The sequence below is a fragment of the Paenibacillus sp. FSL E2-0151 genome (assembly GCF_037993015.1).
GTDB classification, from domain to species: Bacteria; Bacillota; Bacilli; order Paenibacillales; family Paenibacillaceae; genus Paenibacillus; species Paenibacillus amylolyticus.
Genome location: NZ_CP150308.1, coordinates 5,732,449 through 5,748,442, shown reverse-complemented (window position 1 = coordinate 5,748,442; position 15,994 = coordinate 5,732,449). Strand labels below are relative to the sequence as shown.

The window sequence follows — 15,994 nt, the reverse complement described above, 5'->3', positions numbered from 1 at the left end:
GAAAGTTCCTATGCCATCAAGATGGTCAGGGGTACACTTCATTGTTCATTCTATATTGAAACATTAAGGGGGCTTGAAGCCATGGAATCCTTGGGAGGACTGCTTCAGCAGCTGAACCCTGCCTTTCGTGAGCAATCGCGGCGGATTGCGGCGGAATTGATGGAAAATCCGTACGTACGCGAATTCCGCGCAGGTCATCCTGAACTGCAAGATGCACAGCTCATGACCGATCTGAGCAAGCTATTTCAGTACGCTAAAGACTCCAAGAACTGTGCGAATTGTCCGGGACTCGACAACTGCCCTAACGATTTTCAGGGCCACTTTTGCAAACTGGAAGTAGAACATTTTAACGGTAAACCCGAAATCATAGATATAAAAGCACCTTGTTCCAAACATATCGCCCGGCAAAATGAACATATCATTAAGCAACGAATTCGCAGTTTCTATGTGGACGAGCGTGCGCTCAGTGCCGGATACAACGATGTAGAGATTATGGGCAAGGATCGGATGCGTGCTCCGGCTGTGAATCAGGTGCTTCGGTATATTAGCGAGACCAAGGAGAACGGACTGTCTCCACAAGGACTGTTCCTGGAAGGGACATTCGGGACGGGTAAGACGTTTCTGATGTGTTATCTGCTGCATGAACTGGCGGTTGCAGGCCACACGGGTGTCATTATCTATATGCCTGACTTTGTGGAGGATCTGAAATCCATGATCAGTGAAGGAAACAAGCTGAAGGAAATGACGGATATTTTGAAAAGTTGTGATCTGCTCATCTTTGATGATATCGGGGCAGAGAATCTGAATCCTTGGGTACGAGATCATGTGATGGGGTCCATTCTGAACTATCGGATGAATCGCAAACCAACGTTCTATACTTCCAATTATAGTCTGGATGGGCTGGAGAAACATCTTAGCTTTACCAACCGGGACGGCGAGGAAATGAATAAAGGCCAGCGTCTCATGGACCGGATTCGTCCATTCGTGGATGTCATCTCCGTTCGGGGTGAGAATCAGCGCGGTAAACGTTGAACCGATCTAATTGAACGAAATGGTTCTGGACAAGGTTAATCTTCAAATCATTGGTGGAGCTTTTGATTTAGAAGCTGAGCTGATTGCAATCAAAAGCTAAAGTAGTCCCAAAAAAAGCCTGGCTTTCGCATTGTTGCGAAAACCGGGCTTTTCTGGTCCTGCGTAAGCCTGGAAGCATCCTATTCGGTGAGGAATTTGAAGATAACCATACCGAAAAAGATCACTGTCATCAGGCCGGCCATGCCGGCAACACCCGCGATCAGATCAAATAGATCGTTGCGGGGTTCCTCGTTCACATGTTCACGCGGGTCGCTGATCCGCACATTTGCATCCATGTTATTGCCTCCTTATGGGGAATACAGCTTGCCCGTATGGGGGCTGATACCGTAGTAATTTTAGTATACTTGGAAAAGAAAGCGTTTGTAAAGATTTTGCAGTTAGTATGCCACATCCTGTAATTGTGAAGATTTGATGTTGGGAAGATGAACATTGCAGCGTTCAATTCACAAGTTTGACGTACCTGTGTTATACTGGAAGTGTCGTTCACGACGTTACAGGTTAAAATAAACCGTAAGTATATATAAGGAGGACAATTTCATGGCTATTGTTAACGTATCCGATCAATCCTTCAACGCTGAAGTAGAAGGCGAAGGAACGGTTCTTGTTGATTTCTGGGCGCCTTGGTGTGGTCCTTGTAAAATGCTCGCTCCAATCCTGGAAGAGCTGTCCACAGAAGTTGGCGATGCAGTGAAAATTGCTAAAGTTAACGTGGATGAAAATCCGGAATCAGCTTCCCGCTTTGGCGTAATGAGCATTCCAACTTTGATCTTCTTCAAAGACGGTCAACCGGTAGATAAAGTGGTTGGTCTGAACTCGAAAGATGCGCTCAAAGGAATTATCGAAAAACACCAATAATTTACAGGCTTACACATACGCCTCCGGTTTACATGCCGGGGGCGTTTTGCGTCGAATACCTTTATATAGGACAATATAAAGTATACTATTTATATAAAATGAAACTGGAAATTTACATGTTAACGGAGAGGACAGAAATGAGCCTTAGAAGCATAGCCGTTGCAATTTTTATCCGAGTTTCACTTTTAATATGTATTGCACTAATTACTCACACAATAGCGGAGAGAACAGAAGAAACCTGAAAAAGCGAAGCGTTCGCCTTTATCACCGGATTTTCCCCTTGTAAAAGGGAATCAAAAAATCTGGGGATAACAGCGATTGGAAGGTTGTTCTGTTATCGTAGTGTTCGTGTGAATTACAGCGATCGAAAGATCATTCTGTCGTCGGAGTATTTCATGTAACGTGAGGATTTCAGCTTTTTCGGGAAGGAGGATTCACCGAATTATGGATCAATTCATGAATGATTTGCAGGATCAGGAGAAAGCATTGGAGCAGATTCGTCACAAGCTCGCTTTGTTGCCAGACATGTCTGGATGTTACCTGATGAAAAACAGTGAAGGCACCATTATCTATGTAGGTAAGGCTAAAGTGTTGAAGAACCGCGTACGCTCTTATTTTATCGGCAGTCATAACGGAAAGACCCAGCGTCTGGTCTCCGAAATTCGTGATTTTGAATATATCGTGACGGGCAGTAACATGGAAGCACTCATTCTGGAGTGTAACCTGATCAAGAAACATATGCCGCGGTACAACGTGTTGCTCAAGGATGACAAGACATTCCCGTATCTTAAAATTACAAATGAAAAGCACCCCCGGCTGGAAGTAACCCGGCGTGTGCTGAAAGATAAAGCCAAATACTTCGGACCTTATCCGAACTCGTATGCGGCACACCAAACGAAAAAATTGCTAGACCGGATGTATCCACTGCGCAAATGTGGTGTAATGCCCAAAGAAGTCTGTCTGTACTATCACATGGGACAGTGTCTTGCCCCTTGTGTGAAGGAAGTGGAGAAGGAGCAGTACGACCAGATTTCCCAAGAGATTGGTTCATTTCTGAGTGGTGGTCACGAAGAGATCAAGAAGGATTTGCAGCGAAAGATGCAAGAGGCTGCGGAGGATCTTTATTTTGAACGTGCCAAGGAACTGCGCGACCAGGTAATCGCCATCGATGCGATGATGGAAAAACAGAAAATTACGATGGCCGATGCCAGAGACCGTGATGTATTTGGTTTTGCCATTGATAAAGGCTGGATGTGTGTCCAGATTCTATATATGCGTCAGGGTAAAATGATCGAACGCCATGTCTCCACCTTCCCGTTTTACGGTGAGGCGTACAGTGATTTCATGTCCTATGTAACACAGTATTACAGCGATAATCCGGCATTACCACAAGAAATTTTGTTACCGGAAATGCCCAAGGATCTTGCAACAGATAATGATAGTGTTGATACGGGTTCTGATACTGATGGATCGGTACCTGCCGCAGTTACGGTAGAGTTCGATCAGGCGGGACAAGTGGAGCATAGTAACGCTTCCCAGCCACTGGTTGCTGAGACTCGTGCAACTTACGGAGCTTCCGCTGAGGCAGAAGGTGAACAACCTGACAGTATGCAAGAGGATGCTCTAATAACGGATACAACTGCTTCAACTGAAAAGCTTCCATCAGGATTGGAAGACCCAACTCAGGTTGCCGCTGCTTTACAGGAGTGGTTGGAGATCAAAGTGCTCATTCCGCAACGTGGATTGAAACGCCAGATGATTACGATGGCTGTGGATAACGCACGTGTGGCATTGGAAGAGAAGTTCCGTTTGATTGAGCGAAATGAAGAACGTACATCAAAAGCTGCCGAAGGACTGGGACGTTTTATTGGATTGGATCAGCTTCACCGTATTGAAGCGTTTGATAACTCGAACATTCAGGGTACAAACCCGGTATCTGCCATGATCGTATTTACCGATGGTAAACCGGATAAGAAGGAATATCGGAAGTACAAGGTCCGTTCGGTTGAAGGACCGGATGATTATGAAACGATGAGAGAGGTCATCCGTCGCCGTTACGAACGGGTATTAAAAGAAAACCTGACCCAGCCTGACCTGATTGTGGTCGATGGTGGTAAAGGACAGATTTCGGCTGCGGTCGATATTTTGGAAAATGAGCTGGGGCTGTTTATTCCGGTATGTGGTCTGGTGAAGGATGCGAAGCATAAGACTTCGCAGTTGATGATCGGTAATCCACCGGAAGTCATCTCCCTGCCACGGGATAGTCAGGAATTCTACCTGTTGCAGCGGATACAGGAAGAGGTCCACCGTTTTGCGATCTCGTTCCACCGGGAACAGCGTGGCAAATCGATGGTGACATCACGTTTGGATGCCATTCCGGGTATTGGAGAGAAGCGGCGTAAGTTGTTGTTGAAGCATTTTGGCTCTTTGCGCAAAATAAAAGAGGCCAGCGTCGAAGACTTCCGGCCTCTATCTATTGGTGACAAACTGGCAAATCAGATTATTGCAGCACTTCGGGATGAGGAGTCGTAACATACGGCTTCTCTTTTTGTTTTGGATTGAATTTGTAGACCACATATCCAACAATGGCCGGGAGTACAATCCAGAAGAGTCCAGCTGTCATATTCAGGGCATCGCCCATAAAGACCAAGCTGAGTCCCATCAGCAAGCTGTCGAAGATCACATGGGCAAATACAACGGCAATGAAGCCGTGACGCAGCATGATCAGACTGAACAGCAATCCAATCACCATCAGCTCAATGGGACGGGTGATTACTGGATAGATCGGATACAATGTGTGTCCAAGTGCCCAAATGATGGTTGGAATCAGACAGGCAATAAACGTGTTACGCACAATCTTTTGCATCATGCGAATGCCGAACAGTCGATAAACAGTTTCTTCACCAATACCGGCCATCCAGGCCATGATCGGGAAGAGCCAGGCATAGGTCATATTAAAAGTAGATTGATCTGCTGACGTCGTTGACCATGTGCCGATGCTTCGCTCCAGAATGAAGAACAGGATGGATTGCACACCCAGTAGAATGAATGCCCACAGGTAACCAGCAACCATGCTGTGAAGTACATATTTTCCATATCCGGGTTCTTTGGCACGAGGCCATGGGTTCAGACCTATTTTACGCCACATGCCGTCACCAGCAACAAGGGACAGATAGATGGTTGCACTCATGACCAGTGTAATTCCCGCCTGCATTAACATCAGGAACGCTAACATGAAGCTGGAGATCCCTTGTGCCTGAAAGAGTGGAATCATGTTCAGCGTACCAATTACCGAAGCTGCGAAATACACCAGCGAGAGAATGATCCCGCGTTTGAAAGACGTATGTGCTCGGGTCAGAATGCTATAGATGATTGCCAGCACGCCCAGAACAAAGGTCAGGAATGCATAACCGCCATAAGTCATCCAATTAGCTTGGCGCGTTTGATCTTTCACATAATCGGTATGGGATTCAGGGACAGAGAATCCAGGATCGAAGGATCGTACCGCACCCTCTTCAAACGAAAATTTCAATTCAAGCTTAGAGTCTCCAATGGCTTTTTCAGAATCCACATACTTCAGTCCCGCTTCACCATCGCGAGTCTCCAGTTGAAGTGCCGGCACTTCATAACCGAATTCGGTCAGAACGCCAGCCGCGAGCTGTTGTTTCTCGTCCAGAGATATATTGCCTTCAGCAAGTACTTGCGATGTGGTCACTCGTCCACTAACCTGCTCCGCCTCAATGGCGGTATAGAGAGAAGAAGGCAGTTCCCGTTTGAAGCCGACGACTTTTCCTGTTTTCATATGTACGTCAACATTAAGATAACCGCCCTTGTCTTGATCAGGCAAACGAACGCGGAATACATCGTAAGGATAGCTTGTTTCCCATTTCTGGTTATAGGTATCAAGTTGTTTGGTTTTGGCCATATACCCGTAGATATCCGAATGTGTCTGGTAGGTGACCAGGGTTTTTGCATCATCATTTGGCAGTGTATAGTCATTCACAGAAGCTGCGAATGATCGTGCGGATTGCTTCGCCTGCTCCTTGGTTATGAAGGACGTAGACGAAATTTCTGTCGTTTGTGATGAGGTAGCAGGAAAGATCTGAAATACAAAAAATAGAATCAGGCCAATCGCCGCAAGCAACCCCAGCCGCTTGAAGTTAGCCTTGAGTTGCAAAGGCTGCCCTAAGGGATTCATGTAATGGTGTTCCTCCTTTATTGATAGAGGTAGTTCAAAAAGTCCGCTTTTGATTACGAAGGTTGCCTAAAATTCATCATCAGCATCGAATATGGAATTCAGCCGAAATGTCCGTTGCTCACGTAGCTCGATCTACGCTCCGCTACTCCATATCTATCTTCATCCCATCTTCTTGGTACTGAAAACCGCCCTTTTTGAACACGCACTAATATGGATATTAAAGTTAACATAGCACAGGCCAAGCACCGAATGCCAATGATGTAACGAAAACAGGTGTAAATCCTTGAAAATGAATGAAAAGGACCGAAAGAATCTGATCCATCCGTCGCGATATCTGAGTTCTTCCCTTTTTGGCTGAATTCGATCCGATTTACACAAAAAACGTTTTGTCTACAAACGTCGCAGCGCTTATAATTTTGAAACAAATGTGCAATGATTCGCATGTCTTTCGCCCAACAAGGGAACGAATAGGATATATTCCAACTTCATTATATATGTCGTTTTAATCTGAATCATACTTGTTTAACGTTTGGCAACAGCATTTCAAATGAAGAACGCTCCACGGGTGTGGAGTTATTTTCATTTTAGAAGAGGTGGAAGATACTCAAGTGAAACTGAATGTGCAATGGATGCGATTATCGCCACCCCGTATTCTTGTGTTAGGGTTTGCTGGCATCATATTGGTAGGCACAATGTTGTTAATGCTTCCGGCATCCAACCGTAACGGAGACAGTCTTGCATTTATTGATGCGCTCTTTACAGCAACTTCGGCTGTTTGTGTCACTGGTTTGGTTGTGGTGGATACAGGGACTCATTTCTCGGTGCTGGGTCAGGTTGTAATCGCGATTCTGATTCAGATTGGCGGACTGGGCTTCATGACAATGTCCACATTGGTTGCCATTGCGTTCAAACGGCGGATTTCGCTTAGAGAACGGTTGATTCTACAGGAAGCGATGAATCAGAGCACGATGGAGGGCATCGTCCGGCTGATCCGTAAAGTTGTGATCTACTCACTCATTATCGAAGGCATATGTGGCACACTGTTTGCCATTCGCTGGTCGTTCGACATGCCGATTGGACAGGCGATCTATTATGGCTATTGGCATGCGATCTCCATGTTCAACAATGCGGGCTTTGATATGTTTGGGGATTTCCGCAGTCTGACCGGTTATGTGTATGACCCGTTGGTTAATTTTACAGCAATGTTCCTGATTGTCTCTGGCGGTATCGGTTTTGTGGTGTTGTCAGACCTGGTGGATTACCGCAAAACGCGGAAGCTGTCTCTGCACTCCAAAGTTGTACTGTTAATGACTGGATTGTTAATTGTGTTTGGTGCACTTGTCATTTTCGTATTTGAATTTAGCAATCCACGGACACTGGGTGGCCTGAACTGGGGTGGCAAAATTCTCGGTTCATTCTTCCAGTCCGTTACGCCGCGAACAGCAGGAGCCAATACGGTAGATATTGCCGGACTCAGGCAGGCAACACAGTTCTTTATGATCATTCTGATGTTCATTGGTGCTTCGCCAGGTTCTACCGGAGGCGGGATCAAAACAACGACATTTATGATTATGGCGGGAGCGGTCATCGCCATGATGCGTGGACGTGAAGATATCGTGTTTTTCCGCTACCGGCTCGTACAGGAACGGATTTTCAAGGCGCTTACCATTACATTGCTGGCACTCTTGTTCATCATAGCTGTAACGATGGCATTAAGTACCACAGAAGACGCCAGTTTTATGATGATCTTATTTGAAACGACATCGGCCTTTGGTACCGTTGGATTATCGCTCGGACTGACGCTGAAACTGACTACATTGGGCAAACTCCTGATCTGTTTTACGATGTTTGCAGGAAGGCTTGGACCGATCACATTAGCGTATGCACTTGGGCAGAAAAAGGGTAAAGAGTTATACAGGTATCCGGAAGGCAAAATGATTATTGGATAAATCTATTTTTAGTGAGTTTTGAAATTGATTTGGATAAGGGGTTCGTGAAGAACAATGAAAACACAGCAGTTTGCGGTGATTGGGCTTGGGCGATTTGGCTCCAGTCTGGCACAGGAATTAATGGAACTCGGCTACGAGGTGCTCGGGATCGATAAAAATGAAGAAGTCGTCGAAGACATTAGTGAATTGGTCACCCATGCCGTTGTAGCCGATGCCACAGATGAGGAAGTGTTACGCTCCCTGGGTATTCGAAATTTTGACTGCTGTATCGTTGCTATCGGGGATGATATTCAGACGAGCATTCTCACCGCGATTCTGTTAAAAGAGCTGGGCGTCAAGACGGTCGTGGCCAAGGCCATATCCGTCCTTCACGGACGCGCATTGGATAAACTGGGGATTGATCGTGTCGTTTATCCTGAGCGGGATATGGGCATTCGGGTTGCCCACCAGCTGGTTACCCCGAACTTGCTGGATTACATTGAATTATCCAATGATTACAGTATTGTCGAGATGAAGGTTCCCGCCTGTCTGCACAACAAAACCCTTTCGACCCTGAATGCACGTGTACGTTTTGGTTGCAGCATTGTGGCGTTACAGAAGGAAGCTGGGGTCATTATCGCTCCGACGGCACTGGATTCGCTTCAAATGGGGGATATCATGGTCATTATTGGTAATAATGCAGATATCGACCGATTTGAAGAAGAGGTTATCAGCCAAGAGAGCTGATAATTATCATGAGTTAAATATGGAAGCCAGACGTTAGAGCCTGGCTGTTTCAGATCAAGGCAAAGGCGTCGTAGCCCTCCGTGAGGGCAATGGCGCCTTTGCTGTAAAGAGTGCAGCCGTCTCCTTGACCCATTGTCTGGAGGTCTCGCTGAGGTCCTCTTTTTCCCCATAGATCATGCAGGTTGTTCTGCGGGTCTGCTGTAATTGAGGCAAATGAACAGAAACAAGATCATTGTCTGCGAGCAATTGTGGACGAAGATATGACTTGGGCAATAGAGCAGCAGCTTTGGCGGAAGGCAGAAGTCGGATGATCGCTTCGAAGGAATCAATCTCCATGCGAATATCCGGCATCACGGCACAGCGCTGGAAGAGATCGTCCGTTAATTTGCGGTACCAGGTGCCTTTGGAGAACGTGATCATCGGCAGATCTTGCAAATGTTCCATCCCGGCTTCCTTACCGGACAAGGGGTGTGTAAGCGGCACAACCAGTTCCAGGTGATCGTCAAAGAGCGGCACACAGTTAAGCCCCACTTCGCTGATGGAGGAGGCGACAATGCCCACATCGGCTTTTTTGTCACGCACAAACGACACAATCTCATGTGTTTTACCCGTCAACAGTTTCAGTTCGGCATTTGGATGTTTCTCCATAAAGGCATTGACGAGAGGTGGTAACGTAGTTTGAAGCGTCGTCAGACTGGCTCCGAGTGTAATGGTGCTCTGTTCTTCGTCTTTATACTGGGCCAGCATAGTGAGGAACTTCTGTTGTTGCTGCTTCTGTTCTACAGCATAGGTATAGGTGAACTGGCCCACACTGGTTAACTCCAGCCGTTTGCCACGGCGGTGGAACAGGGCAACCCCGAGTTCATCCTCCAATTTGGCAATTTTGCGTGAGAGTGCGGGTTGGGACAAGTTCAGTAACTTGGATGCACGGTTGAGGCTGGACTGCTCCACGACCGCTGCAAATGCATTTAACTCCTCAAACATGAACAATAACCTCTTTTCCATGAATGTGATTCTTGCCCTTGCTCAATCGTTTTCCATGTTGTATAGCCTGTAAACCCAATGTTTCACTGCTTATACCTATAGGTTATAACATTTAATAATTATATTGCAATTCCCTTATAAGAAAAAAAGGAGTAACATGAACCGTGACACAAGTTGTTCACACCTGGGGAAAACGGAACAATTTGTCGAACCTTTTCATGGAAAAGGATTCGTGTCATGATAAGTGAAATCATTTATGAAAACGTTGTATTTAGCGAAAGGGGATCGACATTTTATGAAAGGGTTTTACTCCAGAAAGCTGCACTCCTTGCTTGGCGTCATTCCGCTCAGTTTGTTTTTTGTTGAGCATTTGGTGACGAACTTCACGGCAGTTGAAGGCGGCAAAGAAGCTTTTTACGGTGCCGTTGCATTTCTGAACGGTTTGCCTCTTGTTATTGTAATTGAGGCATTACTTATCTGGTTGCCGTTGTTCTATCACGGTGTTTATGGTCTTTACATTGCCTATCAGGCCAAGCCTAACGTTGGGCGTTACGGTAATGAGCGCAACTGGCGCTACACGTTACAGAGGGTAAGCGGTATTATTACGTTTGTATTCGTCATCTGGCACGTATGGGAGACGCGAGTACAGATTGCGCTGGGTAATGTATCCCATGAAGAGATTGGCGGCGTTATACATGATGCGGTGACGAATCCGATAACCTTTGCGATATATATGATCAGTGTGGTTGCGGCGTCATATCACTTTGCCAATGGTCTGTGGTCGTTCCTCGTTAGCTGGGGAATTACAGTTGGTCCGCGTGCGCAGCGTGTATCCTCTTACGTATGTATGAGCTTGTTCGCTATTGTTTCCATCATGTTTATTGCTTCACTATTTGCTTTCCGGAGCATTGATTTCCAAACAGCTACTTCGATGATTGACGCAGTAAAAACAGTTCTAATTTAAGCATTTAGCGTATAAATGCTGACTTATAAGGGAGTGAACAGCAATGGCATCAACGAATGTAATTATTGTGGGCGGCGGTCTCGCGGGATTGATGGCGGCGATCAAATCGGCTGAAGCCGGAGTCCATGTTCATTTATTTTCACTGGTTCCTGTTAAACGATCCCACTCTGTATGCGCACAAGGCGGCATTAACGGAGCGGTAAATACCAAGGGTGAGGGTGACTCCCCATGGGTACACTTTGATGATACGGTATACGGCGGTGACTTCCTTGCGAACCAACCTCCTGTTAAAGCGATGTGCGAAGCAGCACCTGGCATCATTCACTTGATGGACCGTATGGGCGTAATGTTCAACCGGACACCGGAAGGTTTGCTTGATTTCCGTCGTTTCGGGGGAACGAAGCATCACCGTACGGCATTTGCCGGAGCGACAACAGGACAACAATTGCTCTATGCATTAGACGAGCAGGTACGTCGCTGGGAAGCAGCGGGTCTTGTTACGAAATATGAGAACTGGGAGTTCCTGCAGGCGGTTTTGGATGATGAAGGCGTATGTCGCGGGATCGTGGCTCAGGATCTGAAAACGATGAAGGTACAGACCTTCCCAGCTGAAGCGGTTATTCTGGCGAGTGGTGGTCCGGGGATCATCTTCGGTAAAACGACCAACTCTGTAATTAACACAGGTACAGCAGCAAGTGCGGTGTATCAGCAAGGTGTAAATTACGCCAACGGGGAGTTCATTCAGATTCACCCAACAGCCATTCCAGGGGATGACAAGCTGCGTCTCATGTCTGAATCCGCGCGTGGTGAAGGTGGACGGATCTGGACGTACAAAGACGGAAAACCTTGGTACTTCCTTGAAGAAAAATATCCATCCTACGGTAACCTGGTTCCACGTGATATCGCGACTCGTGAAATCTTCAGCGTCTGCGTTGATATGGGTCTGGGTGTGAACGGCGAGAACATGGTTTATCTCGATCTGTCGCACAAAGATCCGAAGGAACTGGATGTTAAACTGGGCGGAATCATTGAGATCTATGAGAAGTTCATGGGTGATGACCCGCGTAAAATCCCAATGAAAATCTTCCCGGCAGTCCATTATTCCATGGGCGGCATGTGGGTAGATTACAACCAAATGACTAACATTCCGGGACTGTTCGCAGCTGGTGAATGTGAATATCAATACCATGGTGCGAACCGTCTGGGTGCAAACTCATTGGTATCTGCGATCTATGGTGGTATGGTGGCTGGACCAAAAGCGGCTGAATATATCAAAGGACTCAAAAAATCGTCCGCTGATATCCCATCTTCCGTATTTGAGAAACACACCAAACAACAAAGCGACAAATACGAAGGCATCTTGAAAATGCAGGGCACGGAAAATGCCTATGTCATTCATAAAGAGCTTGGCGAGTGGATGACAGCCAACATGACGGTTGTGCGCTACAACGACAAGCTTGAAGCCACGATTGGCAAGATCAAGGAATTGAAAGAGCGTTATGGCAAAATCAATATGTATGACAGCTCTGGTTGGAATAACCCGAGCGCAGCATTCACTCGCCAACTGTGGAACATGATTGAACTGGCAGAAGCAATGACTCTCGGTGCTCTACTCCGTAACGAAAGCCGCGGCGCGCATTACAAACCGGATTTCACGGAACGTAATGATGAAGAGTTCCTGAAAACGACCATCGCAAGCTGGTCGAAGGAAGGCCCGAAAATCTCGTACGAGCCAGTAGACGTATCCTTGATCCCACCACGTATCCGGGATTACTCCAAGGATTAAGAAGTATCACGGATTTATTTATAAGGTTAAATATTAAGCACCTGAACGAAGAAGGCAGGAGAACTTTGGAGAAGCAAAGCTTCTTCAAAGTTACTGCCATCAACGTGATGGAAATGCCCAGAAGAAGCAAAGCGCCTAGCATTGCTTCAAAACTGTAATACTGCCATCCACAATGAATTGGAGAGCAGTTTCCAGCAAAGTGACCAACGTGCACAACATAGCGAAGGAAACAGCAATACCCAGAAGAAGCAAAGCGCCTTAGCGATGCTTCAGAACTTCAATACTGCCCATCCAGCATGAATGGAGTGCAGTTTCCAGCAAAGTGACCCTGTGTGCACGACGTAGCGGAGGAAGCGGAAATGCCCAGAAGAAGCAAAGCGCCTAGCGATGCTTCAGCACTTCAATACTGCCATACTGCCATCCAGCATGAATGGAGTGCAGTTTTCCAGCAAAGTGACTCTGCGTGCACAACGTAGCGGAGGAAGTGGAATTGACCTGAAGAAGCGAAGCGTCCGCCTTTGATACCCCATTTTATTCAATAGAGATCCATTCAGTAAAATGGGGGAGCAACAGCGGTCGGAAGGTCATTCCACTGACGAAGCGCCACCCGTGCACCAAAAGAGTAACTTTGTGCATCAGCAATACAATCATCGTCACCAGAGGAGGGGACTACGATATGGCGGAACAAGCTACAGCCAACAAAACCGTCAAGTTTATCATCACCCGTCAGGATAGCCCGGAGTCATCTTCGTACAACGAAGAATTTGAGCTTCCGTACCGTCCCAACATGAATGTGATCAGCGCCCTGATGGAGATTCAGCGGAACCCCGTCAATACAGATGGCAAATCCATTGCACCCGTTTGCTGGGATTCCAACTGTCTCGAAGAAGTCTGCGGTGCCTGCTCCATGGTCATCAACGGCAAGCCACGTCAAGCATGTGCAGCCCTGATCGACAAGCTCGAACAGCCCGTTCGTATCGAACCGATGAAGACATTCCCAGTGGTTCGTGACTTGGTCATCGACCGTAGCCGGATGTTTAGCGCCCTGAAACGCGTAAAAGCATGGATTCCGATCGATGGTACCTATGACCTCGGTCCAGGTCCACGGATGCCTGAGAAGAAGCGTCAGTGGGCATATGAGCTGTCCAAATGCATGACATGTGGTGTATGTCTGGAAGCATGTCCGAACGTCAATGAGAAAACAGACTTTATCGGTCCAGCAGCACTGTCCCAAGTGCGCCTGTTCAACGCTCACCCAACAGGGGAGATGAACGCCGACGATCGTCTGGAAGCGTTGATGGAAGACGGAGGCATTGAGGGCTGTGGTAACTCACAGAACTGTGTGCAATCCTGTCCAAAAGGTATTCCACTGACAACCTCCATTGCCGAAATGAACAAACAAACGACCAAGCATATGTTCAAACGCTGGTTGGGTGTATAATCTCGTCATAACATGTGCAGAAGTGTAATCTGCAACTTAGAAGAAGTCGTGATCCCGTGCAGAAACATGCCGGAGATCCCGGCTTCTTTTTGTAATGAAGCAGAGGAACCGGGCTACCCATGCAGAATATGATATACTAAGGGGATGGATTAAGAGCGTAGAAGGAGGGGGAGATATGGCAGAGACACCGCGTCAGGGCAGCAACAACTCGCCGTCCCAGCGCTCGCACAAAGCATCAGGTGCAGAAGAGTCTGTGTTTCCTGGGGAAGAAAAGGATCATGATCCCTCTCGCCGAAGTTTCTTATTGCGCATGGTTTTGATGACAGCGGGTGCCAGTTTGCTTACAGGAGGTTATGCCTGGCTATGGGAACCGCGTCGTCTGGAGATCAAGCAAGTGGCGCTGAAACTTCCGAAGTTTCCAAAGGCATTTGACGGTTTGCGTGTCGTTCAGTTCAGCGATGCCCATCTTGGTTTTCATACCGGGGTGAAAGAGCTGAAGAAGCTGGCAGCAACGATTGAGGAGCAGCAACCGGACTTGATTTGTTTTACCGGAGACATAGTCGAGAGGGAAGCAGAGCCGATGCGTGAATGTATTCCGGTACTCGCCTCCATGCAAGCGAAGTATGGCAAATTTGCTGTTTTGGGGAATCATGATTATCGGGGCGGACAGCAGAATGAAGTGACAACCATGTTCCGTGAAGCGGGATTCACTTTGTTACGGAACGAACATGTGGTGATTGAACAAGGGGGCGAACGTCTGGCCATAGCTGGTCTGGATGACGCACTTACAGGCAGGCCTGATCCTGTCCAAGCCATCAAGGGTTTGGATCATGATGTGTGGAAATTGTTACTTATGCATGAACCGGATTATGCGGACATTGCCACTCCCTATGGTTTCGGATTACAACTTTCCGGTCATAGCCATGGTGGACAGGTACGTTTTCCCTGGATCGGGGCACTGACAACTCCGCGAGGTTCACACAAGTATGTTCAAGGGTTGTATTACACGGATGTCCAGGGGGTATATTACACCACCCAGACACAGATGCCGGTGTATGTGAATCGTGGTTTTGGCATGACTCAACTGCCCATTCGTTTTCTGTGCAGACCAGAATTAACGGTTTTTGAGCTTAAAGGATCAACCACATAAAAGAATATAAGATGAATTTAAAACATAAAGGATTGAACATGAATGGAGGTTATCCAGATGGAAAGAATTGCGATTGTATCCGACATTCATGGCAACATGACTGCCTGGGAAGCAGTGTTAAAAGATATCCGAAGTCGTGGCGTGGAGCGAATCTTTTGTCTTGGTGACCTCGTGGGCAAGGGGCCAGAACCGGTACAGGTTGTGGATCAGGTGAGAGCGACGTGCGAACTTGTTATCCGTGGCAATTGGGATGAACTGGTTGCGGTTAACCAAGACAACGAGAACTTTACGTGGCAAGCAGAGCGGCTGGGTGAGGAACGATTGGCGTACTTGGCAGGCCTACCCTTCAGTCATCAATTTCAACTGAGCGGTCGCACCATCCGTCTGGTCCATGCTTCACCTCAAAGTGTATACCATCGTGTACAGCCGTGGGACGCGATGGAAAAGAGGTTGGCAATGTTTGATCCTCCGGCTGATGAGCCTGAGCAAGGTGTTGCAGATGTTGTAGGTTATGGGGATGTGCATAACGCATACTTGCAGTATATGAACGGCAAGTTACTGTTTAATGCAGGGAGTGTTGGTAATCCACTCGATCTTCCCCAAGCTTCCTACTGTATTCTGGAGGGTGAAGACAGCAACGATAACAATACCCCGTTCAATGTTCAATTCGTGCGGGTGCCTTATGATATTGAGCGAGAAGTACAGGTTGCACAGTCGGCGAATGTTCCTGCATTGGATTTCTATATTCGTGAGATCCGTACGGGTATCTATCGCGGGCTGCAGGAGTAGTCAGCATCTGGACCTTTTAGCGTGATGAATTGAATGATGCAATATATTAATACTAAAATG

General features: G+C 47.1%; 14 protein-coding genes. 11 read left to right on the top strand and 3 right to left on the bottom strand.

All coding sequences use genetic code 11. The annotated features are described in order from the left end of the window. Positions 1-81 precede the first annotated feature (81 nt). Positions 82-1,032: a primosomal protein DnaI gene (dnaI, locus tag MHI55_RS25595; RefSeq protein ID WP_017692448.1), complete on the top strand. Its 951-nt coding sequence runs from the start codon at positions 82-84 to the stop codon at positions 1,030-1,032. Between the two features lie 179 nt (positions 1,033-1,211). On the opposite strand, the gene MHI55_RS25590 is transcribed toward dnaI, so the two are convergent. Continuing rightward, on the bottom strand, positions 1,212-1,367 hold the full coding sequence (locus tag MHI55_RS25590; RefSeq protein WP_017692450.1) for a hypothetical protein: 156 nt from the start codon (positions 1,365-1,367) through the stop codon (positions 1,212-1,214). A gap of 262 nt (positions 1,368-1,629) precedes the next feature. Here MHI55_RS25590 and trxA point away from each other — a divergent pair, with 262 nt between their 5' ends. Both trxA and uvrC read left to right on the top strand, forming a co-directional pair. Then, the gene (gene trxA / locus MHI55_RS25585; RefSeq protein ID WP_036605788.1) at positions 1,630-1,947 is read left to right on the top strand and encodes a thioredoxin; all 318 of its coding nucleotides are present in this window, start codon (positions 1,630-1,632) and stop codon (positions 1,945-1,947) included. A gap of 444 nt (positions 1,948-2,391) precedes the next feature. After that, complete coding sequence (gene uvrC / locus MHI55_RS25580; protein WP_340387480.1) at positions 2,392-4,479, top strand: excinuclease ABC subunit UvrC; 2,088 nt, start codon at positions 2,392-2,394, stop codon at positions 4,477-4,479. Here uvrC and MHI55_RS25575 read toward each other — a convergent pair. Next, positions 4,448-6,145 (bottom strand): type II CAAX endopeptidase family protein, encoded by a 1,698-nt coding sequence (locus MHI55_RS25575; protein ID WP_340387478.1) that lies wholly within the window; start codon positions 6,143-6,145, stop codon positions 4,448-4,450. The genes uvrC and MHI55_RS25575 overlap by 32 nt on opposite strands. A 608-nt stretch (positions 6,146-6,753) precedes the next feature. Between MHI55_RS25575 and MHI55_RS25570 the strand changes: the two genes are divergently transcribed. Beyond that, positions 6,754-8,094, top strand: a complete 1,341-nt coding sequence (locus MHI55_RS25570; RefSeq protein ID WP_100529755.1) for a TrkH family potassium uptake protein — start codon at positions 6,754-6,756, stop codon at positions 8,092-8,094. Positions 8,095-8,148: 54 nt separating this feature from the next. Further along, positions 8,149-8,820, top strand: coding sequence for a TrkA family potassium uptake protein (locus MHI55_RS25565; protein ID WP_017692455.1), 672 nt, complete (start codon positions 8,149-8,151; stop codon positions 8,818-8,820). A 54-nt stretch (positions 8,821-8,874) separates the two neighbouring features. On the opposite strand, the gene MHI55_RS25560 is transcribed toward MHI55_RS25565, so the two are convergent. Continuing rightward, entirely contained in the window at positions 8,875-9,804 is a 930-nt protein-coding gene (locus tag MHI55_RS25560; RefSeq protein WP_036673385.1) for a LysR family transcriptional regulator, read from the bottom strand. Between the two features lie 295 nt (positions 9,805-10,099). Between MHI55_RS25560 and MHI55_RS25555 the strand changes: the two genes are divergently transcribed. The 6 genes from MHI55_RS25555 (at position 10,100) to MHI55_RS25530 (ending at position 15,934) form a co-directional block, all read left to right on the top strand. After that, on the top strand, positions 10,100-10,768 hold the full coding sequence (locus MHI55_RS25555) for a succinate dehydrogenase cytochrome b558 subunit (protein ID WP_036605792.1): 669 nt from the start codon (positions 10,100-10,102) through the stop codon (positions 10,766-10,768). A gap of 43 nt (positions 10,769-10,811) precedes the next feature. Continuing rightward, the gene (gene sdhA / locus MHI55_RS25550) at positions 10,812-12,554 is read left to right on the top strand and encodes a succinate dehydrogenase flavoprotein subunit (RefSeq protein WP_036605793.1); all 1,743 of its coding nucleotides are present in this window, start codon (positions 10,812-10,814) and stop codon (positions 12,552-12,554) included. A gap of 387 nt (positions 12,555-12,941) precedes the next feature. After that, a complete protein-coding gene (locus MHI55_RS25545) occupies positions 12,942-13,076 on the top strand; it encodes a hypothetical protein (protein WP_340387476.1) in 135 nt (44 codons plus the stop codon). Positions 13,077-13,230: 154 nt separating this feature from the next. Then, positions 13,231-13,995, top strand: coding sequence for a succinate dehydrogenase iron-sulfur subunit (gene sdhB, locus MHI55_RS25540; protein WP_036605794.1), 765 nt, complete (start codon positions 13,231-13,233; stop codon positions 13,993-13,995). A 175-nt stretch (positions 13,996-14,170) separates the two neighbouring features. Then, entirely contained in the window at positions 14,171-15,145 is a 975-nt protein-coding gene (locus tag MHI55_RS25535) for a metallophosphoesterase (protein WP_101314226.1), read from the top strand. Between the two features lie 57 nt (positions 15,146-15,202). Then, positions 15,203-15,934 (top strand): metallophosphoesterase family protein, encoded by a 732-nt coding sequence (locus MHI55_RS25530; RefSeq protein ID WP_036605796.1) that lies wholly within the window; start codon positions 15,203-15,205, stop codon positions 15,932-15,934. Positions 15,935-15,994 lie beyond the last annotated feature (60 nt).